This window comes from Pontibacter kalidii, assembly GCF_026278245.1.
Classification (GTDB): domain Bacteria; phylum Bacteroidota; class Bacteroidia; order Cytophagales; family Hymenobacteraceae; genus Pontibacter; species Pontibacter kalidii.
Window position 1 is genome coordinate 3189426 of the sequence record NZ_CP111079.1, and the last position, 22292, is coordinate 3211717.

Genomic DNA, 22292 nt, shown 5'->3' on the forward strand with positions numbered 1-22292 from the left:
GTTATTTGGTTTATGTTAGATTCTAACTAAAAAGCACCGTCATCAAATCCTCCTTAAAGGCTTTGGCGCCGATATCCGTTCACGCCATAAAACAAGATGTAGAGATAGCACCCCAGCGGCAGCATAAAGGATATGAGCCAAGTGTAATGGTCTATCAGAAAGCCTTGTGAAAAGGAGATAATCGCTCCCCCCACGATAGCGGTTGATAGAATACCGGAGGCCTTGGTCGTATACTTCCCTAACCCCTCTACCGACAGGGAGAAAATGGTGGCAAACATGATAGAGTTACACAAGCCGACCGCAATCATAGACCACACGGCCAGGTTGCCTGTTGAGCTTACAGACAGAATAATAAGAAGTATGGCTGTGATCGCGCTGGCAGAAAGTACTACCTGCGCCCTGACTGTTTTCAAGATCAGCGAACCTAGCAAGCGCCCTACCAGCATACCACCCCAGTAAAAGGCAACATAGCTGTTCGCCTGCTCTTCCGTAATGGTGAGCGTGTCAGCAATGTAGTTGGTCAAAAAAGTTCCGATGGACACTTCTGCCCCCACATAGCAGAAGATGGCCCACACTCCTAGCTTGAGGTTACGGAAAGAAAAAATACTTCTTCCTTCATCTGAGAGCACTTCTGATTTTGCCTCAGCCCTAATGGTTGGCAGATGTAACCTTGAAACGACAAGAGCTATGACAACCAATAAGGCTGCTATTCCCAAGTAAGGGTATTTCACGGCATCGCTTGAGGCACCTGCTTCCTGTAAACCTGAGAGGATAAAGCTGGCTCCGAAGAGCGGCGCGACCGTAGTGCCGACAGACCCTACCCCCTGGATCAAGGTAAGCCGGGAGGAGGCGGTTCGCGCCGGCCCTAACACGGTAATGTAGGGGTTAGCCGCTACCTGCAGCAATACAATGCCAATGGCCACGACAAACAGCGCCGCCAGAAACAGGTAATACTGGTGCATAATGGCGGCCGGGAAGAAAAGCATGGCTCCCAAAGCCGCTATTGAAAAGCCCAGTACCATTCCTTTTTTATACCCTACCCGTTCCACAATTCTACCTGCCGGGATGGACATCACCCCATAGGTCAGGAAGAAGTAGAACTGCACTAAGGAGGATTGGCTGTAGGTTAAGGTAAAACCTTCTTTGAAGAAAGGAACCAGCGTATCGTTGAGACAGGTAATGAAACCCATCATAAAATAAAGGATAGCCAGCGAAACCAAGGCCGGCGTATAGTTCACCTTAACGCCTTTGGACTCTTCCTCTAAAACGACTTGCTGAACAGGTGCGTTGGCCATACTATTTCTCTTGTAGGGTTAAACTGGTCTCTTTTTCTAAAATTGCATCCAGGGCCATCCAGCATTGGTACAGCGCGCGGGGCACGTGGAAACAGCCCTTCCACTTGCCGCCTTTTAGCGTCAGGAGCGGCTTGCCCTCCCGGTTCAGGTACCCGTACCACTCTCCGTCTTCGGGATCAGGGAAATGCGCCCAGGTATAGGCATGGAGTTTCTCAAACCATTCCCAGCAGCGCTCATCCCCTGTGTGGAGGTAGGCTTTCAGCATGCAAACCAGCGCCTCGGCATGCACCCACCATAGTTTCTGGTCCCACTCCAGCTGCTGCGTGGGGTGGCCTTTGATGTCTTTAAAGTATAGAATGCCGCTATGCTTCTGATCCCAGCCATACTCCAGCGCACGCAAGGCTATCTCCTTTGTTCGGTGGATAAGCTGCGGATCCTTTAAGCGCACGGCTTGGTCAGCGATAAACCACATCGCTTCAAGTATATGGCCCGGGTTTACCACGCGCCCCTCGAATGAATCACAAAAGCTGCCGTCCTGGAATACATTTTCCAGAATCAGGCCGCTTTCCGAATCATAGAACACCTCCATGACCTCATGGATGATGTCTCTGGTCAGGGTGTCCACGGTTTCTTTCCCTAACAGGTGCTCCAGCTCCAGCGACAGGTTGCAGAGGATCATGGGCAGAGAAAAGTTCTTTAGAGATCGGGTACCGGGGTAGGCCTTGCTGTATACTCCTTTGGGGTTATCCCTTCTTTTTAAGATATTATTGAAAGTGGCAACCGCGATGTCGGCGTAGATTTGTTCCGGCTTTGCCTTGTAGAGAGCGCCAAACCCAAGAGCAGCAAAGCAGTCGGAGAAGATATTGTAGGGCTGTACCAGGGGCTGTCCTTCGCGGTTCAGGGAGAAGTACCAGTTGCCCTCCGCGTCTCGCCCGTGCTGGATCAGAAACTCTGCGCCATGCAGGGCCGTATCCAACCATTCCTGCTTTTGCTCCACCTTTTCGTACAGCATGGAAAACATCCAGAGCTGGCGCCCCTGCAACCACATAAATTTATCGGTGTCGAATACAGAGCCGGCCTTATCCAGGCAGGTAAAATAGCCCCCATACTCCTTATCCAGGGAATTCTTTAACCAAAATGGTATAACATCATTCAATAAATTGCTTTTATACAAATGACTATACCCCTGCAATTGCTTTGCTTTCATACTTGGAAGTAGTAACATCTATTATTTATATGTTTAACCATTAACATGCTACTCTGCTAGTATAAGAGCATAAGTGAGCAAGGCGATGTGCTAGCACAGGCTTGCGCATCGTGGCAAATAAATCCAAACGGGAACTATATAATCTTAATAAGTATGCTACTTCAATCCTTTAGCAGCAACAGCCGGATGTAGGTGATCCGGTTTTCCTATTGGCGCTTGGTTACTGCAAAAGAGTATACTTCCTCAGAGACTCTGATCTTCTCACAGTCAGACTTTTCCGGCAATAAACTACTTGGTAAGAGAAAGTATAAAAACAAAGCTATTTCTGAGTACCGAACCACTTCACCGAAGCAGACCAGTCATAAGCTATGATTCAAGAGGAAGTTCTTATTGTAACGCCAGCAACCGCATCAGCCAACTACACGTGGAGTGTATCAATAAGAAGGGTGTTATGTAGATGTTATACGTAAGTAATGATTAAATATATTAATTTTATTTATTTAAATGCAATACTTTTTTAATTTTTTTTATCAAGATGCCATATTTCACCTGCTTTGAAAGAAAATACTCTGAAAATTGCCTGAAAGGCTTAATAAGTCATACATAAATAGTACTCTCGTGTAATGTATCCTATTATTCATCCAGGAAACACAAGGCAACAAAAGCCATCAGGCCCACCCCGATTTCCAGCGCATCTTCATCCAGATCAAATGTGGGGGTATGCAAAGAGGAGGTGATCCCCTTGACATCATTACCCACTCCTAGCATGTAAAAGCAGGCGTCCGCCTGATGGGAGTAATAAGCAAAGTCCTCCGCGGCCATCCAGATGTCAATGTCTTCTACATGCTCCTGCCCGAGGTATTGGGCTGCACACTCCCGGAACCTTGCGGTGGTTTTTTCTTCGTTGATGAGAAAGGGATAGCCGTGCAGTATCTTAAAATCGCAGGTCGCCCCCATACTTTCAGCAATCCCCTCCGCCATTTTCTTCATGCGCCCGTGGGCCTCTCTGCGCCATGACTCGTCCATGGTGCGGAAGGTGCCTTCGATGTAGACCTCATCCGGGATAATGTTGGTAGCTCCGTTCGCGATGACTTTGCCAAAAGAAAGCACAGTAGGCGTTTTGGGGTTGGCTGCCCTGCTCACGATCTGCTGCAAACTTAGAATAATCTGCGAGGCGATCACGATCGGGTCTATGTTCTGCTGCGGCTGCGCTCCATGGCCCCCCTTCCCTGTAATGGTGATGTAAAGCTCATCGCTGGAGGCCATGAACTTCCCTGGCCGTACCCCTACTTTCCCGGCAGGAAGGGAGGGCATCACATGTTGCCCGAGCACGGCCATGGGCTTGGGTGACCCCAGCACCCCCTCCTTGATCATTTGGGCTGCCCCACCCGGGATCTTTTCCTCGGCTGGCTGAAAAATCAGTTTGACAGTGCCCCCAAATTCCGAGCGGAGCTGCTGCAGAATGGCTGCTACCCCCAGTAAGGAAGAAGTATGCGCGTCGTGCCCGCAGGCATGCATCACGCCAACCTGTTTAGACCTGTACGGCACCTCATTCGCTTCCTTGATAGGCAGGGCATCCATGTCAGCCCGTAAGGCGATCACGGCATCCGAAGGCTTCTCTCCTTTGATTAGCCCTACCACCCCGGTGTTTGCCATGGGGCTCCACGGCACCCCCAGCTTATCCAGCGTAGCTTTGACAAAAGCCGAGGTGTTGTACTCCTCAAAAGACAGCTCCGGATTAGCGTGAAGGTGACGCCGGTAACCTACCACCTCCGGGTGTACCTGCCTGGCCAGCTCCTGAATTTTTTCCTTTAGCATGCTTCGGTCACTCATTTAAAGTATGGCGCTGCTGCGCTTAGCGCTTTGCCTGTCCCTGCGGAGAGGTTAGCATCACATCGATTGCCTTCTGGGCTTCTGTCTTAATGGTGGAGTTCTTGGAAATATCCCAGAGGCTTTGCTGTTGCTGCTGCAGGGCAAGCGTGCTCACAATCCAGCTTTGAGTCCAACCGGTAAGCGTACCCCAGGCACCCCAGCCGGCATCTGCGTTAGAGGCCCAATATTCCCATCGGTTATAATCAAAGGCCCTGAACCACGCTCCATCCAGATCCTGATGCTGACCGCTGTTCACCTGGATACGTACCAGGAAATCAGCAATCTTATCCACGGCCTTTTTATACTTGGCATCGCCTGTGGCTGCCGCGGCCTCATTCAGGGCAAAGAAGGCAAAGTTCGTGGTGTAGAGCATGTCAGCCACCGGGTCACCGTTTACGGCAATAAGCGGCGCTTCGTGCTTGCCATAGTCTGCGTTCGACTTGGTGGCACCAAACATACCATCCCCGGCAGCCCCCAGTTCTTCCCGGATGGCTCCGCTCTCATCCATGTTCTCCAGCAGACTGCCTGCAATCATGTCCAGCCACTGCCTGTGCTGCGGCGTATCCTCTACCCGCACCAGCCACGCCAGCGGCAGTACCATTCTGGCTCTTTCCTGCTGAATGCCGTTGGTCCATTTCCAGTTCGGGTATTTCTCCATGGTGATGGCTATGGCTTTTTTAGACTGCTCCAGGAAGGGGCGGTGGCCCGTTTTATCATACAGCCAGAGGTAGCAGGCCCACATCCAGGCTTCAAAGTGCGGGTGCGGATACACCAGATCGTTCTGCTGGATAGCTTCCAGGCCGGCTTTAATCACGTTGGCGTCCTCCAGGCGCTCTCCCCGGAAACCGTTTTTCCCTGAAGTGCGGAAGTTGGCGATGATGGCCTCTGCGATGAACTTATCCCAATCACTTTGATTTAAGCGAGCGGAGGCCCCTAAAGCACCTAATATAACGCGTGCATTATCATCTCCATAGTACACGTGCGGGTGCGTGGTACTCCAGCCCACCAGGCCATAGCTGGCAGATTTCGGATCATTACGGTTACCTGCCCTTAAATTTGAGCCCTCGAAGATATAGTCCAGCAGATTTGCCGCCACCTGCTTATGGTTGGCAGACGAATCCCCCAACACGCTCAGCGCATAGGCCACTTCGGCGTTACAATCTGCCCGCATCCAGTACCGGTAGATCTGGGAACCATCGGCCTGTATCCGGGACAAGTGCCCTTCCAGCACACCCAAAGACCCGTCACCCACCGGCAAGCTATGATCCAGCGGAGGCCCTGCTACATCAGTGCCATCCCCCTGTCTTTCCAGGAAAAGGCTCTCCCAGGAAGGATGCACGAAAAAGCGGCCTTTGTAAAACCAATCTATACCCTTCTTAATGGCCTGCTGGTAGTCTTGAGAAGAAAGAGTCTCTTTTTTGGCGTGCATGGGTGCCACATGCAGGGGCCAGTTTTTGAATTCCCACTTCACCGCAGGGGACAGGTAGCTGAAGATATGTTCCCACACCGGTCGTACATGGTCCAAGGGACCGAACCGGGAGGTTAGCGCATTGCTCAGGCGGGTGGTAGCCACCAGATAGCGGTCCTGCTGGTAGAGGAACGGATCATGCTTTACATCATCAATCCCATACTGGGCATTGTCAAACCCCGCCACTTTGGCCACGATCATAAGCGGGTTAGCCGCCGTGGACTTCACCACATAGGCGTTGTGGATGCCGATCAGATCCAGTGAATCCACCCCTTTGATCTTACTTGTGGTCACCACAGCCCTTTCGAGCTGCGTTTTAAGAGAGTCCTTTTCTACCAGCAGGGCAGCTGAGGGTGCTGGATACTCCACAAATACCCGCAGCTTTTTTTTGTTTATCAACTTCTCCACCTCTTTTGGCAGGGACAGGCGCTTAGTTGGGTACCCATCTGCTATAAAGAGCACATTCCCCCCTTTCTTCGCTGCTTTTACAGCTTCTAGCGGGTTGGCGATAACACGGTACGAGTAGTTGTTTGCATCCAGGATACTGTTGACATCATTCGCACCGTCAGCGCAGATGATGATATCCGTTTTAATGCTCTGGCTCCGGGCCTCCTTCAGGGAGAGGAACAGGCTTATCAAAAGCAGGAATAGAATTGATCTTTTCATTATAGATATACTAAGGTGAAATAGGTTCTGAAGTATGGCACTAATGAGAAAAGCTTTTCTTTTATTCCTGCTTTGCTGCTTCCTCTACCTTCCTACTTTCCCAAAGCCGATCTAAAATCTTTGCTTATTTGTAATGAATAATAGAACAAAAAAACTGTTAAAGCAAATATTTATTAAAATATATTAAAAAGGTTATCTACCTATTAAAATTTATAACTATATTAGATAGAGGTTAGCTCCAATTCATGGCATCTTACCTTTATAGAAAATCAATAGTATTGTCCGCAATTCTTCGCTCTGGCGTATGGGCAAAGCCACAACTGGCTACAGGAGCTCCTGTGAATCCGAAGCAAAGTATAAATTGATCGTACTGGCCGTTCAGCAGCGGCTGTTTATAGGTGGGCAGGCTTCCCCTACTTCCTCGTTCCTTAGGCTAAAACTAAACCATATACTTCTATGATTCAGAAACTCTACCTCGCCTTGCTTATGCTGCTCCTTAGCTGGGGAGCCCATGCGCAGGAAAAAGGCACTTTTAAGAACCTGGGCCCACAGCTGCACTCGGCTACCCTGCAGGGCTCTGCCTTTGTTGAAGGCAAAAACGGCAAAACCTATGTGTACAGCGTGGTCAGGGGCAGGCCAGCCCATTTATTTGGCTATGATTTAGCCACTAACGAGCTTGTTGCTGACCTGGAGTTGGAGAACACCGACGGCTCCTGGGCCATTGTTGCCTCTACCGACGGCTTGCTCTACGTGTCAAGCGCCCAAGGCTACCTGTTTAAACATATGCCTGGTACGCAGGAAATCGAAAATCTGGGGATCGTGCTGGAGGGAGAAAAGCTGGTTTGGGACGTGGTAGCAGGAAAGAACGGGGAAATATATGGTGGCACTTACCCCGGCTGCAGGATTTTCCGCTATCACCCGAAAGACGGCTTTAGTGACGTGAGCCAGGGGCCGGTGGTCGAGAACCAGCAGTATGCCCAGTTCCTGGCCTATGACAAGAAAACAGATAAGTTATTCGTGGCCGTTTACATTGGGGCCAATGTCGTGGAGATTGATCTGAAAACAGGCAAGAAAAGAGAATTCCTTCCAGAGCATTATCAAAAGAACGGCTCCATCTATAACCTGAAGCTGGTGAAGGCCAAAACCGGCACCAAGCTCTTGGTGTGGCTAAATAACAAGGGCGTGGGCAGGGAAGCCTTGGTCTTCGACGCTAAAACAGGTAAATTGGAGGAAACACTGGGCACGATGGAGGTCAGGACCTTGCTGAAAGCCGAAAAAATCCCTACTGTTTACTATACCGTAGACACCAACCTATACAGCAGTGAGCTAACTGCGAGCGCTTATGCAGCCTCCGAGCACCTGCTGAGTTTCAAGGGCAAAACCAAGGCAGCCCGCTGGAACAAAAATAACGAAGTGGAGCTATTTACCACCGAAGGCCAGCTGGTGAAGTATAACCCCGCAACGAGAAAATCCTCCACCGTCACCCTGAACATCCCGAAGCAACCCATCGATATCCAAAGCATCTTCTATGGTCCGGACGACAGGGTATGGCTGAGCGGGTACCTGGCCGGCGGCAATGCCGCCTATGACCCCAAATCCGGCAAGACAGTGGAATATTCTGGTTTGATACAGTCGGAGGGAATGGCGAAACAGGGGGATGATCTATACTTTGGCATTTACCCCGCTGCGCAGCTTTATAAGTATGACACCAAACGCGCCTGGGACGTGAGCCAGAATAACCCACGGCTTATCAAGCAGCTAGAGGGGCAATCCAGACCCTTTGCCATCCTAAGCGTTGATTCGCTCAGGAAAGTATACTTTGGCACTGTTCCCAATTATGGGGTATTGGGTGGCGCGATCGCAGAGTATGATTCCGAGACAGACGAGACTCATACTTATACTGATGTTGTAAAGAATCAATCCCCGGTGTGCCTTGCTTTCCTGGACGGCAAGATTTGGGGAGGAACCAGTATTTCCGGAGGACTCGGCATCACCCCAACCGAGAAAGAAGGCAAGCTTTTCTGCTGGGACCCGGACAAGCGGGAAACCATCTTCGAAACCACCCCGATACCAGGCATTATGGCCGTAACTGCCCTGATCAAAGGTCCTGACAAGAAACTATGGGGCATGGCCGATGGCAACCTTTTTGTCTTTGACCCTGCCTCCAGGCAGGTTGTAAAGCAAACTAAAGTATACGAGGTGCCGGCCAAACGAACTCATCTCTGGCGAGACGCTTTTCTGGTGACACATCCTTCCGGTAATGTATACGGCACAGGCGGCCGAAAATTCTTCTCCGTTGACCCACAAACCATGGAAGTCAATGTTCTTCGCGAAGGACTGGACCTGTTGACGATGGACGGGAGCGGTGTTTTATACTTCAGGCTCGGAGCCGACCTGTGGAGCTATACGCCCGAGACTGCAATTGCTGAATAGCTTAAAAGTATAAGAGCAGGGGCTGCACTTCTTCGGACGCCAGGCAGGGCCCGTTCCGATAACCTTTAGCATGAAGGTATGATGCGAAAAGCTTGGAGAAAGCTCCATGACTGAACAACAGGCAGGCGTACGCAAGACTAAAACGGCTACCATTTTGTATATGCCCATTCTACCTGCAGTCGCCTTGCCCTGAACCGGTCACCATTATTTTGCCTTTGCAGGAAACGGCCTTCAATTATAGAATCCTGTTTCTTTCTTTAACGGGCTGATCCCGGAAAGCTAGTTACCGCATATAGCGGAAACCACACTACTGAACAGCAGCAAAAGAAATTGGATTATGACCCGGAACCTCATTCTCTGCAGCCGTATTTCGGTCAATGGATTATGACTTTACCTTTCCTCCTGCTGCCTATCCAGAGCGACTTCTTCACTTTAAAATAGTGACCATTAACATATTAAATAACGGACTCATTAGGATATATAGAAAAAAAAGCTTCATATTGCCCCCATGCAATCCATGAGCAACAACCTGTTTTCTACCACTATTATTATTTCCACCGGGATCATTACGATTACCGGGACGACAGGCTATTGCACATGGGGAAAGGAATTTGAAAGTAGTATGAGTTAGTATCTCATAGTCATAACCTACAAAAAGGCCTTCCTCAGAAAATGAGGAAGGCCTTTTTGTTTTAACCCCTGTACAACATGAAAATCTTAAAATTCGGAGGTACTTCGGTTGGCTCAGCGCAATCGATCAGCACATTGGTGCAACTAGTCAAAGAGCAACAGCAGAAAGATGAGGCGGTGGCCTTGGTCTGTTCGGCCATGAGCGGGGTGACCAATACCCTCTTGCAGCTCGTGACAGATGCAGCGGCAGGAAAAGAGTTTGGGACCGGACTGAAAACGATCGAAGACCGCCATTTTGAGCTTGTGAAGACCCTGCTGGAGGTAAAGCACCAGAACGTGGCCTTGCTGGGCCTCCGGCTATACTTCAACGAGCTAGAAGAACTACTGGCAGGGGTCCATGCGCTGGGTGAAGCTTCTCCCCGAACCAACGACCGGGTGGTAGCCTATGGCGAAATCCTCTCCAACTACACCATTGCACATGTACTGAAGCAGCATGGAATCAACTCGGTTTTTGCTGATGCCCGCCAGTTTATTAAAACTGATAGCCATTACGGCAAAGCCGTCGTGAACGAGGCTTTAACCAACCAGCTCGCAAAGACTTTTTTTGGGCAGCACGCCGGCACCGTTCCCGTGATCACAGGTTTTATCGCCTCTGACCAACACGGCAACACCACTACGCTGGGCCGTGGCGGCTCCGACTATACGGCCGCCCTGGTGGGAGCCGCTGTGGGCGCCGACGAAGTACAGATATGGACAGATGTGGATGGCTTTATGACAGCAGATCCGCGGCTGGTAAAAAAGGCTTTTCCGCTCAAACAGCTGTCTTACAACGAGGCCATTGAGCTTTCCTATTTTGGCGCCAAGGTAGTGCACCCGCCTACCATGCTGCCAGCTATTGCCAAGGGAATACCCATCGTGGTCAGAAACACCTTTAATCCTTCCTTTGCTGGAACAGCCATCGGCCCTAAAGCCTCTGTGAATGGCTCCCTGGTGAAAGGCATCACCTCTATACCTGCTGTCAGTTTACTCACGGTACAGGGTGGCGGCATGGTCGGGTATAAAGGATTTAGTGGTCGCTTGTTCACGGCCTTGGCCCAGGCAGGCGTAAACGTAATTTTGATCACGCAGGCTAGTTCTGAGCACAGCATTACGCTTGCCGTGTCGCCAGAGGATGCCCTGACTGCCAGTACCGCCATCGAGGCGGAATTTGGGTATGAACTACTGACTGGTAAGCTTTCCAAGCCATTGGTAGAGGAAGGATTTAGCGTAATGGCCGTGGTCGGGGAAAACATGAAGCAGGCCATTGGGCTGTCGGGCAAGCTTTTCAGCGCGCTGGGGCGGAGCGGTGTCAATATCAATGCCATTGCACAGGGGTCTTCTGAGCTAAATATCTCGGTGGTAGTGAGCAGCGAAGACCTCTCCAAGGCACTCAACTCTGTGCACGATGCGCTCTTTCTCTCGCCTGTAAAAACGCTGAACGTCTACTGTTGCGGTACCGGCAACATCGGCGCCACTCTACTGAAGCAGCTGGAGGAGCACCAGGAACACCTGCAGGCCAGCCGACATTTGAGAATCAACCTGGCAGGGGTTTGCAACAGCAGGCAGATGCTCTGGAACCGTGACGGCATCAGCCTGAAAAACTGGCAGGATGAGCTCGTGGAAAATGGGGAGCAGGCCAACCTGGAGCGCTTCATGGAGCGGGCGGTGTCGCTCAATTTGCCCAACTCGGTTTTTATCGACAACACCGGCAGCACCCATGTGGCTGGCACCTACAGGCAATTGTTCGAGCAAAGCTTTTCAGTCGTGACCTGCAACAAGATCCGCAACTGCGGCACCTTCTCCGACTACTACAAAGACAAGCAGGTGGTGCGCAAGTATGGGGTCGATTATTTCTTTGAGACGAACGTGGGCGCGGGGCTGCCAGTTATCAAGACACTCCACGACCTGCTCATCAGCGGAGACCAGGTGCTAAAAATAGAGGCTATCCTTTCCGGTACCATCTCTTTCATCTTCAACGAGTACAAAGGCGACAAAACCTTTGCCGAGGTGGTAAGGGAGGCCCAACTGAAAGGCTTTACCGAACCAGACCCGCGGGATGACCTCAGTGGGTTGGACTTCGCCCGGAAAATGCTCATCCTGGCCCGCGAAACAGGTTTACCGGTGGAGCTGCAGGATGTGCAGATACAGCCCATTCTTCCGGAAAACTGCATTGCTGCACCTACAGTAGAGGCCTTTTACCAGGAGCTGGAAAACTCTGAGCCATACTTTTCCAGCCTAAAAGAAGAGGCTGCCGCTGCTGGAAAAGTCCTCCGCTACATTGGTTCACTAGAGGCAGGAAAGATCAAGATAGAAGTAGTCATGGCCGGTCCGGAACACCCCTTCTTCGGCCTTTCCGGCAGCGATAATATTATCTCCTTTACCACCGAGCGCTATCGCCTTAACCCGATGGTGATCAAAGGGCCCGGCGCGGGAGCCGAAGTAACTGCCGCCGGTGTGCTGGCAGATTTGGTACGGGTAGCAGCTTATTAACTAAAAAGGTAATCATTTATGAAATCAATAAGAGTATTTGCACCGGCCACTGTAGCCAATGTAAGCTGTGGTTATGATGTATTGGGCCTTGCCGTGCATGCGCCCGGTGATGAAGTGATCATGCACCTCAACGACAGCAGCCAAGTGACGCTGGATGTGCTGGAGGGTGACGAAGGCCGGCTGCCCCGCGATCCGGAGAAGAATACGGTAAGCGCCGTGGTGATCAACTATCTCCGGCACTTAGGTATAGCGCAGGGAGTAAGTATAGAGCTGTACAAGAAGATGCCCTTTGGCAGCGGCCTCGGCTCCAGCTCTGCCAGTGCCGTCGCTGGCCTGGTGGCGATCAATGAATTAATGGGCCAGCCCCTGACAAGGGAACAGCTGCTGCCTTTTGCGATGGAGGGGGAGCGGCTGGCCTGTGGCAATGCGCATGCCGACAACGTAGCACCTGCCCTGCTGGGCGGCCTGGTGCTGGTACGCAGCTACAGCCCGCTGGATGTGGTACGGCTTCCGGTACCACCGGGACTGGCTTGCGCGCTGGTATACCCGCATGTGGAAATCCCGACACGGGAAGCGCGGCAGATCCTGAAGACGCAGATTCCCCTTCGGGATGCCGTGACGCAATGGGGTAACGTAGCAGGACTGGTAGCGGGCTTCTGCACCAACGACCTGAGCCTGATCAGTCGGAGCATGCAGGACGTGGTAATAGAGCCGATGCGCGCCATGCTCATCCCTTGCTTCCGGGAGCTGCGCCAGCTCGCACTGGAGCAACAGGCGCTCGGCTTCGGCATTTCCGGCTCGGGCCCCTCCGTTTTCGCCCTGTGCAGCAGCCTGTCCATTGCCCGCCATGTAACGGCCGCCCTCGAGGCAAAGCTCACCGATGCAGGGATCGGCAGCACGGTGTATGTCTCTGAGATCAACCTGCAGGGGCCAGTAATAGAAAATTTGCAACCCGTTTTAGCCAAAGAATAATGCACTATATCAGCACCAATAAACAGGCCGCACCCGCACTCCTGCAGCATGCGGTATTAAAAGGGTTAGCCGAGGATGGAGGCCTTTATATGCCTGCATCTATACCTGCGCTCCCGGCATCTTTTTTTGAACAACTACATCAACTATCCCTACAGGAAATAGCCTTCACGGTAGCCTCTGCTTTTCTGCACGAAGATGTTCCTTCGCATGTCCTCAGGCCTTTGGTAGAGGAAGTCCTAAACTTTGATATCCCGCTGGTGGAAGTGGAAAAGGATATCTATAGCCTGGAGCTGTTCCATGGCCCGACCATGGCGTTCAAGGATGTGGGAGCACGGTTCATGTCGCGCCTGATGGCCTACTTCACCCAAGACAAAAGCGATAACTTGAAGGTGATCGTGGCCACCTCCGGCGATACGGGCAGCGCGGTAGCCGCCGGCTTCCACCAGGTACCGGGTATTCAGGTATACATCCTCTTTCCGAAGGGAAAGGTAAGTCCGCTGCAGCAGAAGCAGCTTACTACCTGGGGCGATAACATCACGGCCATGGAGGTAGAGGGCACTTTTGACGATTGCCAACGACTGGCCAAACAGGCACTGGCTGACAACGAATTAAATAGGGAGCACCTGCTCACCTCCGCCAACAGCATCAACATTGCCCGGCTCATCCCGCAGTCGTTCTACTACTTTTATGCTTTTGGTCAGCTGCAGCAGCAGGGTAAGCCTGTTGTGTTCAGCGTACCCAGTGGTAACTTCGGAAATCTGACGGGTGGCCTGCTGGCTGCCGCCATGGGTTTGCCGGTGCACCGCTTTATTGCCGCCACTAACGCCAATGATGTCGTGCCGAAGTATCTCGAAACAGGTATATACTCCCCCCGATCATCGGTGCAGACCATCAGCAATGCCATGGATGTGGGCAGCCCCAGCAATTTCGCCCGTATGAAAGCCTTGTATAACGGAGAGCAGGAGCAATTTCGCCAGCACATCACCGGCTATACCTTTACTGACGAGGAGACCCGAAAAGCCATTCGTGAGGTATACCTGCAGTACGGCTATTTACTCGACCCGCACGGAGCAGTAGCCTACAGCGGAGCTAAACGATTTCTGTCCGAATCCTCAACGCCAGCTATAGGCGTCTTTCTGGAAACGGCACATCCAGCCAAATTCAAAGAAGTGATGGAAGAAACGCTGGGAGAAGCCATTGCCATACCTGCCCGGCTGCAGGAATTTGCGGGAAAGCAGGAACATAACGTGCCGCTAAAAAACAGCTTTGATGAACTGAAGGCTATACTTTCGGAGGCATAATAGAGAAGAAAATACGGTCATCCGCAGTCAAGACGCACAACCACTGTACACCTTGCCTTTCAGTCAGCTATACTTTAATTCGGTGAGTCAATAGAGGCGCTTGAGGAACTCACCGGACAACTCACCTACTCTTCAGGAAAAAGGGTGAATTTTAGGAGCCCCGTAGAAACAAAAAAGCCTGCAACTGAAGAGTTGCAGGCTTTTACCTGATTTTGGTATTCCTACCAGCAGAGAGTGAGGGATTTTGCACACCTCATCTACCAGCTGGAAATCAATGCTTTACAAGCCTGAACAAAGAGCTACTCACCGAATCGCTCACCGCCTGATTTACTGCGGATTAACTGCAAATGCTATGAATTAAAAATACTGAAAGATTTCCAATTTATCAACTTCACCCGCAGCCATAGATTATATATTGAGAGTAACACCTAATGAACTTAGCTTCAGTCCAATGACCTCCCTTTGAAAAAGGGGAGCTCTGTAAAGTAGAGGAAACGGGCAAATTGCCGTACTAAAACAAAACGAATTGCCATGAGGAAATCAAAATTTAACCGAGGCTAGAGATCTTCTTCTACTTTAAGCAGTCATAGAAAGGCGATTCAGTCGCGGAGACGTGTTGCAAAATGGGTATGTTCGAGGCTGTGAGTAGCATATACAAAAAAATGAAAACAACTTTTTGTATGCTATTGCATACCTATATTATAATATATACATTTGAATTACCTATAACGCAACAAAAATCCTATAAAACAAACTAAATGACTTCAAAGCAGGACTCACACGCACAGGAAGCTTAAACTGCACCTACCTTTAATTATAATATCACTTCTAAGAAGTATTCAAGTCTTCTATTAGGCATTTAAAACTGTGCCCTATATATTTTATAAGTCCTTTAGAAATTCAACTATGACCTTCTAAAGAATAATAATTAATAATTAAATCAATACAATGGCAATTAACTTACAAAAGGGACAAAGGATAGATATTGGACTATCTAGAATAAGTGTAGGTCTTGGCTGGGATCCAAATGAAGGTACAGGTCATGATTTTGATCTAGATGCATCAGCATTCATGATAGACGCAAACCGTCTTATACCTGCTGAAGATTTCTTCATTTTCTATGGTAATACCGACTCACCTGATCACGCTCTCCATCATACAGGAGATGACCCTACAGGAGGCAACAGTGAAGACGGGGACGACGAAACTATTGAAATAGATCTATCAAAAGTAGATGCTAGAGTAGAAGAAATTCTTTTTGTAGTTACGATACATGACGCTGTTCAAAGGCGGCAAAACTTTGGACAAGTAAGAAGCTCTTATATAAGGATCGTTGACAACACAAGTAATCAAGAAATAGCTAAGTACGAGCTCGAGGAAGACTTTTCAGTTGAGACAGCTGTGGAGTTTGGAAGGCTTTACAAGAGAAACAACAAATGGAAGTTCGAAGCTTCAGGCATAGGTTATAAAGAGGACCTAGCTTACTTCCTTGGCAAATATTATAAGGGTCAGATTATTAAATAAAACAAACTTAATGTGATATGGCAATTAGTTTAGTAAAAGGACAAACAATTGATTTAAGAAAAAGTGACAGGGGTGAAACCTTTGACCTTTCTACAGTAACCATGGGGTTAGGTTGGGACGTCCGAAAAAAAGGGGGCTTCCTCGGGAAACTCTTTGGGGGAAACGAGCCGGAGTACGATCTAGATGCTGTTGCTTTCCTGTTAGATGAAAATGGTAAAGTTGCTGACCTGGGGCAAACAGTACAAAGACCCGATGGCAGAAGAGTTGGCTTATATGGTGGAGACGTAATCTTCTTCAATTCCATGCGGCATCCATCTGGAAACATATGGTTAACTGGTGATAATAGAACCGGTGCTGGAGATGGAGATGACGAGCAGATTATCGTAAAATTAGAATCACTAGATGAAAAATATCAGAAGATACTATTCTTAGTGACAATATACCAGGGACGCCATAACGGGCAGCATTTTGGAATGATTGATAATGCATTCATTAGAGCTGTTGATGCAAGAGGTAGAGAAATTGCAAAATTTAGTTTATCTGGAGAAGTTGCTTTCAACAATATGTGCTCACTTGTTTTCGCCGAAGCTTATCGTAAGGATGGTGGCTGGAAGTTTAGAGCTTTAGGAACCCCTCAAGCCACAGACAATTTCGTTGACATTCTAAAGGCATACGTCTACCAATAATTGTGAGGCAAAAAGGTATAAAGCATATCTCTTTTGATCTCTGGTTGACGCTAATCAGATCTAATAAGGATTTTAAGCCCCTTAGGGCAGAGTTGTTAGCTACACACTTTTCAGTGAAAGTACCCAGAACAACTGTTGTTTCAGTAGTAGCTGACTATGATAGACTGTTTAATTCAATTAATGAAACGTTAGGTAAAAACCTAGATACTTTCGAAATAATCCTGATTATACTGCACAATTTAGGTGTTGACACTAAAACGGTTTCCATTGAAAGTCTTGAACGCTTTTACTCTGAAATGGAGGTGCTTTTCTTAAAGTACCATCCTGTTCTCATTGACCCAAACACAATAAGAATATTAGCCTACTTAAAAGAGGAGGGCCTTTCTCTCAACATCCTCAGTAATACGGCATTTATCAAAGGAAGAACAGTCAACAAAATTTTGCAGAAACTGAGCATTGCTGACTACTTCGACTTCTGCATTTATTCGGATGAAATAGGCTTTTCTAAACCATCTAATGAAGCATATAATACTCTTTTAACAAGTATTCAAGCTATTCAACCGGTAAGTAGAAATCAAGTTTTACATATTGGCGACAATGTAACAGCGGACTATGAAGGAGCAAAGAAATTTGGATTTCATGCCCAGTTGATTACTGTGAATGGAAAAACACTTAGTAACTTATTTCTAGACTAAAATGATCACAACCTTTTCGCAGCATCAAATAACCTGTGCAGAAAATGTTCCTTTCCAGCCAGAACACTATAGTAAATTTAAATTTGGAGATGGCTCCTATGCTGCAGCCTTTGGGAGAGAACTAGCCGACGGGTTTATAGCAAATCATAAAGATTTATTATTAGGTAATAAAGAGATAGTAATTATCTCTAGTCCCTATAATTCAATCCCTACAGCCTCTTACGCGATGACAAGCTTTTTCAAAGAAAGGCTTAACCTGTATTTGTTTGAAAAAAACAAAAGTTCATTGCTAGAGTCAAAGATTCACAGGTACAAGACATACAGTGCTGATTACGGCAATCTAAACTACGAGGACAGAGTTAACCTTATTACAACAGACGCTTATCACATCGACAAGAGCTTTCTAACAAATCGGGTTGTTCTGTTATTGGACGACATCAAGATAACCGGTAGCCATGAATATGTGATAAAGAAACTGATAACTTCTCACGATATACATGCGGAGTTTATCTTTATCTACTACGCCGAGTTAGCCAATCCTTCGATTGAACCAAACTTTGAAAACTACCTCAATTATGCTTTTGTGAAAGGCTTGAATGACCTTGTTCAGGTTGTGAATACTGAAGTTTTTACCCTTAACACAAGGATCATCAAATTCATTTTGCATAGTGATATCAATTCACTGCAGACATTCCTGCCTCAGGTTAGGCGTGATGTACTCGAAGCGATAGTAAAACATGCAATAAGCAATAATTACCATTTAATGGAGGAGTACACTAAAAACTTACATCTAGTAATCGCTTACTTAAATAACAAAAATTAGCATCTAACCTTTTATCAATATTCAAAAGCAATATGGCTATAAATCTACAGAAGGGGCAACGAGAAACTATTGACGCTCCAAAATTCACTATTGGTCTTGGATGGGACACCAATAATTCATCCACAGGAACAGACTTTGACTTGGATGCTTCCTTGTTCATTCTGGATGAAAACAAAAAGCTGTTATCTGATCAACACTTTGTGTTCTATAACAACTTGAAGTCACCTGATGGAGCAGTAGAACACACAGGCGACAACCTTACTGGTGATGGCGATGGCGATGATGAGCAAGTCTTGGTAGATTTATCTAGAATTGATTCAAAAGTTGCTGAAATATGCGTTGTCGTGACAATACATGATGCAGAGAACAGACGGCAGAACTTTGGGCAGGTAAGAAACTCCTTTGTAAGAGTTTTTGATGGCAATACAAACCAGGATATTCTGAAGTATGAACTAGAGGAAGACTTTTCAATTGAAACTGCTGTTGAGTTCGGAAGAATTTATAAGCGCGATGACAAGTGGAAATTTGAAGCGGTTGGTGTAGGCATGAAGGGTGGCTTGCAGGACTACTTAAACAGGTATCAATAATCAGAGAGATATGTCGATAAATCTACAAAAAGGGCAGCGTATAAGCCTTGAGAAAAGCAATGGAAGCAAACTCCAAAATGTTTGTGTAGGCATCAACTGGGGGGCAATTGAGAAAAAGAGCTTCTTTGGTGGCACTTCAAAAGAAGCTGTGGACTTGGATGCAAGTTGTGCATTATTTGATGAATCAAAGTTTCACCTTGATACGGTTTACTTCGGCAATTTAAGATCCAGTGATAGAGCAATTGCCCATAGCGGAGATGACCTAACTGGTGATATGGACGGTGATGATGGTCTCGATAACGAAGTTATCACATTAGACTTTTCAAAACTGAACCCAGCCGTTTCTTATGTTGCATTTGTACTAAACAGCTTCAGAGGCCATGATTTTGGCACCATCCCCTTTGCCTCTATCAGAATTTATGAAGGCACTCCAACTAGGGTGAATGAGGTGTTTGCAAAATTTGATATTGCAAACGGTTCTGGCTTTTCTGGTCATGTATCCATGGTTATGGGGGTCTTCTACAAGAGAAATGGCGAATGGAAATTTAATGCTATTGGGGAGCCAACTAAAGACAGAAAGCTTCAAGAGACAATAGTAACCGTAACACAAAAATATTTATAAAATGAGAAGACTACCCGTTTACCTGCTATTGGATACTTCAGGCTCAATGAGCGGAGAACCAATTGAAGCAGTTAAAAATGGCGTTCAGATAATGATCAGTTCATTACGTCAAAACCCTCAGGCAATTGAAACCGCTTTCATTAGTGTGATTACTTTTGATAGCTCAGCTAAACAAATTGTTCCATTAACTGACTTGGCATCCTTTCAAATGGTAGACATCAGGGCAACGGGGACGACTGCCCTTGGTGATGCGTTAAGGCTGGTAAGCAGTAAGATTGACACGGAAGTAGCTAAAACCACAACCGAGCAAAAAGGAGACTGGAAGCCACTAGTTTTTATTATGACAGATGGCATTCCTACCGATGATTGGCAGGCTGGCCTAAATGAATTCAAAAAGAGGAAAGTTGCCTTCACTGTAGCATGTGCAGCGGGGAACGGCGCTGACACTAACATTTTGAAGCAAATCACTGAAAATGTTGTAAGCCTTGATACGGCAGACAGCCAGAGCATTTCTAAGTTCTTTACATGGGTGACAGCCTCAATTGGTGTAAGTTCAACTAAGGTTGAAGACTCAGGTAAGGAAGTAGTAGGTTTAAACGAACTTCCTCCACCACCCGCAGAGTTAAACATCGTCATTTAATCAATTCAGATCTCTCATAGCAAGTAGGCTTACCTTTTTAAAATCAGATTGAAGTGGTCTATATAGAAAAAGTAAAGGTCTACTTGCTAATTTCTCATAGTAATCTTTAGAGGCATTATGCGAAGGCTTCCAGTTTATTTTCTCCTTGACACCTCAGGCTCTATGTATGGTGAGCCCATTCAGGCGTTAAACAATGCTTTGAGTGGAATGGTCAATACCCTTAGAACAGATCCACAAGCCTTGGATTCGTTGTGGCTTAGCTTAATAACCTTTGATAGAGAAGTCAAAGAAGTAGTGCCATTGACTGAGCTTGTCAGCTTCCAACTACCTGAAATAACATGTCCTCAAAGCGGCCCAACACACACAGGCCAAGCGCTTGAACTGCTCTTCCAGAAAGTAACTTCAGATATAAGAAGAGGCACAGCCACTCAGAAAGGTGACTGGCGCCCACTGTTGTTTATTTTCACGGATGGAAAACCCTCTGATGTGCAACGGTACAGGGAGATGATTCCGAAGGTGAAATCCTTGAATTTTGGAGCGATTGTAGGTTGTGCGGCAGGGCATCTGGCTGATGACAGTATGCTCAAAGAATTGACTGATACGGTGGTACACTTAGACACAGCAGACAGTTCTACGCTAAAACAGTTCTTTAAATGGGTTTCAGACACCATTGAACAAGGAAATAAAAGTATGGGAACAGTTGAGAACGTAGCTTTGCCGGCTCCACCGTCAGAAGTTCACCTAGTTATATGATCACATCAGGAAAAATGAAGCAGCAGTACATCCAAACCTTGCAGTACTACCCTTTTAACATTCTTCTCAAACAAAAAATAAACACTGGTGATACTGATGCTTAAGTTTTTCTTAAATTTTATGGTTGTAGGCCTTTTCTTGTATTACAAGCTATTACCATATAAGGATAGACTACACACTCCCTACTCAGATATTTTTCAAGTTTTAGATAAAATTTTCTATAGGCTCATTCAATTTTTAAAACCAATTCTAAAACCATTGAAAGTTGGAACAGGGTTATCAGTTGATATGACACAAATTGCAATGTTGGTAGTCCTACTCCTAAGTATAAATTTCCTGTAGTAAATAACTTCAGCACACATAGTGCGAGCAAACAGCATACCGTTGTTTCTTTGATAAAATCCCTATAGAAAAGAGGTACTAACTCACTTCGAGCGGAAAGGCACTATAAGAGGAGCCAACCCATTTAGCATATAAAACCTGTTTTTATAAACTCAAGGATTAGTTTCAAACTACTTAACATTACTAAGATGAGAAGACTTCCTATATACTTCTTAATTGACATTTCTGAATCAATGGTTGGTGAACCGATCCAACAGGTTGAAGAAGGATTGGCGGCCATTATAAAAGCTCTGAAGACAGACCCTTATGCTATCGAAACTGTATGGGTTTCTATTATTGTGTTTGCAGGACAGTCTAAGACAATCGTCCCCTTACAGGAGATCATTAGCTTCTACCCTCCTAAATTCCCAATAGGAAGCGGAACATCTTTGAGTAAAGGTCTTGGGCACCTAATGTATGAGCTCAGAAAAAATACAGTTAAAACAACGCTTGACCAGAAAGGTGACTGGAAGCCAATAGTTTTCTTGTTTACAGACGGAGTACCAACGGATGATGCACAGGCCGCCATTAATGAGTGGAGGCAAAATTGGCAGCGTTCATCTAACATGATCGCCATCTCCTTTGGAAACGAGGCAGACACCAAGGTACTTAGTCAGTTAACAGAGAATGTCCTTCTATTTAAAAACACCAATGCGGACGCCTATAAGCAGTTCTTTAAGTGGGTAACTGATTCTATAAAAACAAGTAGCATCAGTGTTGAGAACAACTCTACAGGCTTCGGACTAGCAGAGATAGATGGAGATACTCTCTCTAAGATAGACTTGTCCAAGTCTCCGCAGCCCAATCAGTTTGTGGACAGCAACTATGTAGTGTTATCTGCAAAGTGCCAGAACACTAAGAGACCCTACCTAATGAAGTACAGGAAAACTGTACGACCTGCCACTGTGGCAGGTCTAGGGTTAGACACATTAGCTTATCGATTGATCGGGGCCTATCAGGTTGATAATATCTACTATGAGTTATCAGACAGCACTGCAGGCACTTTCAGAATAAATTCTGATGAACTAATGGGATCACCCACATGCCCATGTTGCGGTAACCAAATTGGTTTTGCCATGTGCCACTGTGGCGGCATACATTGCATAGGAGATGAACAGTTGAACACTTGCCCATGGTGTGAAAGCCAAGGGACCTATGGCTATGGTGAAAGCGGTTTTGAGGTAAACAGGACACAAGGGTAAATTCCA

The 22292-nt window shown here is 47.3% G+C and carries 17 protein-coding genes; 13 read left to right on the forward strand and 4 right to left on the reverse strand.

Annotated elements, in window-relative coordinates; all coding sequences use genetic code 11:
• Positions 1 to 53: 53 nt before the first annotated feature.
• The 4 genes from OH144_RS13290 to OH144_RS13305 all read right to left on the reverse strand — a co-directional run bounded on the left by OH144_RS13290 (position 54) and on the right by OH144_RS13305 (position 6508).
• Positions 54 to 1295: a sugar MFS transporter gene (locus OH144_RS13290; protein WP_266202734.1), complete on the reverse strand. Its 1242-nt coding sequence runs from the start codon at positions 1293 to 1295 to the stop codon at positions 54 to 56.
• A gap of 1 nt (position 1296) precedes the next feature.
• Complete coding sequence (locus OH144_RS13295; protein ID WP_266202735.1) at positions 1297 to 2502, reverse strand: AGE family epimerase/isomerase; 1206 nt, start codon at positions 2500 to 2502, stop codon at positions 1297 to 1299.
• Positions 2503 to 3135: 633 nt separating this feature from the next.
• Complete coding sequence (locus OH144_RS13300; RefSeq protein ID WP_266202736.1) at positions 3136 to 4320, reverse strand: M20 metallopeptidase family protein; 1185 nt, start codon at positions 4318 to 4320, stop codon at positions 3136 to 3138.
• Between the two features lie 37 nt (positions 4321 to 4357).
• Positions 4358 to 6508 carry a hypothetical protein gene (locus OH144_RS13305; protein ID WP_266202737.1) on the reverse strand — a complete coding sequence of 717 codons (2151 nt, stop codon included), beginning with the start codon at positions 6506 to 6508 and terminating at the stop codon, positions 4358 to 4360.
• Positions 6509 to 6964: 456 nt separating this feature from the next.
• Between OH144_RS13305 and OH144_RS13310 the strand changes: the two genes are divergently transcribed.
• The 13 genes from OH144_RS13310 to OH144_RS13370 all read left to right on the forward strand — a co-directional run bounded on the left by OH144_RS13310 (position 6965) and on the right by OH144_RS13370 (position 22286).
• The gene (locus OH144_RS13310) at positions 6965 to 8941 is read left to right on the forward strand and encodes a hypothetical protein (protein WP_266202738.1); all 1977 of its coding nucleotides are present in this window, start codon (positions 6965 to 6967) and stop codon (positions 8939 to 8941) included.
• A 708-nt stretch (positions 8942 to 9649) separates the two neighbouring features.
• On the forward strand, positions 9650 to 12100 hold the full coding sequence (gene thrA / locus OH144_RS13315) for a bifunctional aspartate kinase/homoserine dehydrogenase I (protein WP_266202739.1): 2451 nt from the start codon (positions 9650 to 9652) through the stop codon (positions 12098 to 12100).
• Positions 12101 to 12118: 18 nt separating this feature from the next.
• Entirely contained in the window at positions 12119 to 13072 is a 954-nt protein-coding gene (locus tag OH144_RS13320; protein ID WP_266202740.1) for a homoserine kinase, read from the forward strand.
• A complete protein-coding gene (gene thrC / locus OH144_RS13325; RefSeq protein ID WP_266202741.1) occupies positions 13072 to 14373 on the forward strand; it encodes a threonine synthase in 1302 nt (433 codons plus the stop codon). The genes OH144_RS13320 and thrC overlap by 1 nt, the downstream gene beginning before the upstream one ends.
• Positions 14374 to 15321: 948 nt before the next feature.
• Complete coding sequence (locus OH144_RS13330; RefSeq protein WP_266202742.1) at positions 15322 to 15897, forward strand: TerD family protein; 576 nt, start codon at positions 15322 to 15324, stop codon at positions 15895 to 15897.
• A gap of 17 nt (positions 15898 to 15914) precedes the next feature.
• Positions 15915 to 16583, forward strand: a complete 669-nt coding sequence (locus tag OH144_RS13335) for a TerD family protein (RefSeq protein WP_266202743.1) — start codon at positions 15915 to 15917, stop codon at positions 16581 to 16583.
• Between the two features lie 2 nt (positions 16584 to 16585).
• Entirely contained in the window at positions 16586 to 17278 is a 693-nt protein-coding gene (locus OH144_RS13340) for an HAD family hydrolase (RefSeq protein ID WP_266202744.1), read from the forward strand.
• A 1-nt stretch (position 17279) separates the two neighbouring features.
• A complete protein-coding gene (locus OH144_RS13345) occupies positions 17280 to 18101 on the forward strand; it encodes a phosphoribosyltransferase family protein (RefSeq protein ID WP_266202745.1) in 822 nt (273 codons plus the stop codon).
• Between the two features lie 32 nt (positions 18102 to 18133).
• Positions 18134 to 18688 (forward strand): TerD family protein, encoded by a 555-nt coding sequence (locus tag OH144_RS13350; RefSeq protein ID WP_266202746.1) that lies wholly within the window; start codon positions 18134 to 18136, stop codon positions 18686 to 18688.
• A gap of 10 nt (positions 18689 to 18698) precedes the next feature.
• Positions 18699 to 19310 carry a TerD family protein gene (locus OH144_RS13355; RefSeq protein WP_266202748.1) on the forward strand — a complete coding sequence of 204 codons (612 nt, stop codon included), beginning with the start codon at positions 18699 to 18701 and terminating at the stop codon, positions 19308 to 19310.
• A gap of 1 nt (position 19311) precedes the next feature.
• A complete protein-coding gene (locus tag OH144_RS13360) occupies positions 19312 to 19950 on the forward strand; it encodes a vWA domain-containing protein (protein ID WP_266202749.1) in 639 nt (212 codons plus the stop codon).
• Positions 19951 to 20067: 117 nt separating this feature from the next.
• On the forward strand, positions 20068 to 20703 hold the full coding sequence (locus OH144_RS13365; RefSeq protein WP_266202750.1) for a vWA domain-containing protein: 636 nt from the start codon (positions 20068 to 20070) through the stop codon (positions 20701 to 20703).
• A gap of 530 nt (positions 20704 to 21233) precedes the next feature.
• A complete protein-coding gene (locus OH144_RS13370; protein WP_266202751.1) occupies positions 21234 to 22286 on the forward strand; it encodes a TerY-C metal binding domain-containing protein in 1053 nt (350 codons plus the stop codon).
• Positions 22287 to 22292 lie beyond the last annotated feature (6 nt).

Coding starts and splice junctions, on each gene's coding strand:
- OH144_RS13290 (WP_266202734.1), bottom strand. CDS start 1,295: ATGGCCAACGCACCTGTTCAGCAAGTCGTTTTAGAGGAAGAGTCCAAA.
- OH144_RS13295 (WP_266202735.1), bottom strand. CDS start 2,502: ATGAAAGCAAAGCAATTGCAGGGGTATAGTCATTTGTATAAAAGCAAT.
- OH144_RS13300 (WP_266202736.1), bottom strand. CDS start 4,320: ATGCTAAAGGAAAAAATTCAGGAGCTGGCCAGGCAGGTACACCCGGAG.
- OH144_RS13305 (WP_266202737.1), bottom strand. CDS start 6,508: ATGAAAAGATCAATTCTATTCCTGCTTTTGATAAGCCTGTTCCTCTCC.
- OH144_RS13310 (WP_266202738.1), top strand. CDS start 6,965: ATGATTCAGAAACTCTACCTCGCCTTGCTTATGCTGCTCCTTAGCTGG.
- thrA (WP_266202739.1), top strand. CDS start 9,650: ATGAAAATCTTAAAATTCGGAGGTACTTCGGTTGGCTCAGCGCAATCG.
- OH144_RS13320 (WP_266202740.1), top strand. CDS start 12,119: ATGAAATCAATAAGAGTATTTGCACCGGCCACTGTAGCCAATGTAAGC.
- thrC (WP_266202741.1), top strand. CDS start 13,072: ATGCACTATATCAGCACCAATAAACAGGCCGCACCCGCACTCCTGCAG.
- OH144_RS13330 (WP_266202742.1), top strand. CDS start 15,322: ATGGCAATTAACTTACAAAAGGGACAAAGGATAGATATTGGACTATCT.
- OH144_RS13335 (WP_266202743.1), top strand. CDS start 15,915: ATGGCAATTAGTTTAGTAAAAGGACAAACAATTGATTTAAGAAAAAGT.
- OH144_RS13345 (WP_266202745.1), top strand. CDS start 17,280: ATGATCACAACCTTTTCGCAGCATCAAATAACCTGTGCAGAAAATGTT.
- OH144_RS13350 (WP_266202746.1), top strand. CDS start 18,134: ATGGCTATAAATCTACAGAAGGGGCAACGAGAAACTATTGACGCTCCA.
- OH144_RS13355 (WP_266202748.1), top strand. CDS start 18,699: ATGTCGATAAATCTACAAAAAGGGCAGCGTATAAGCCTTGAGAAAAGC.
- OH144_RS13360 (WP_266202749.1), top strand. CDS start 19,312: ATGAGAAGACTACCCGTTTACCTGCTATTGGATACTTCAGGCTCAATG.
- OH144_RS13365 (WP_266202750.1), top strand. CDS start 20,068: ATGCGAAGGCTTCCAGTTTATTTTCTCCTTGACACCTCAGGCTCTATG.
- OH144_RS13370 (WP_266202751.1), top strand. CDS start 21,234: ATGAGAAGACTTCCTATATACTTCTTAATTGACATTTCTGAATCAATG.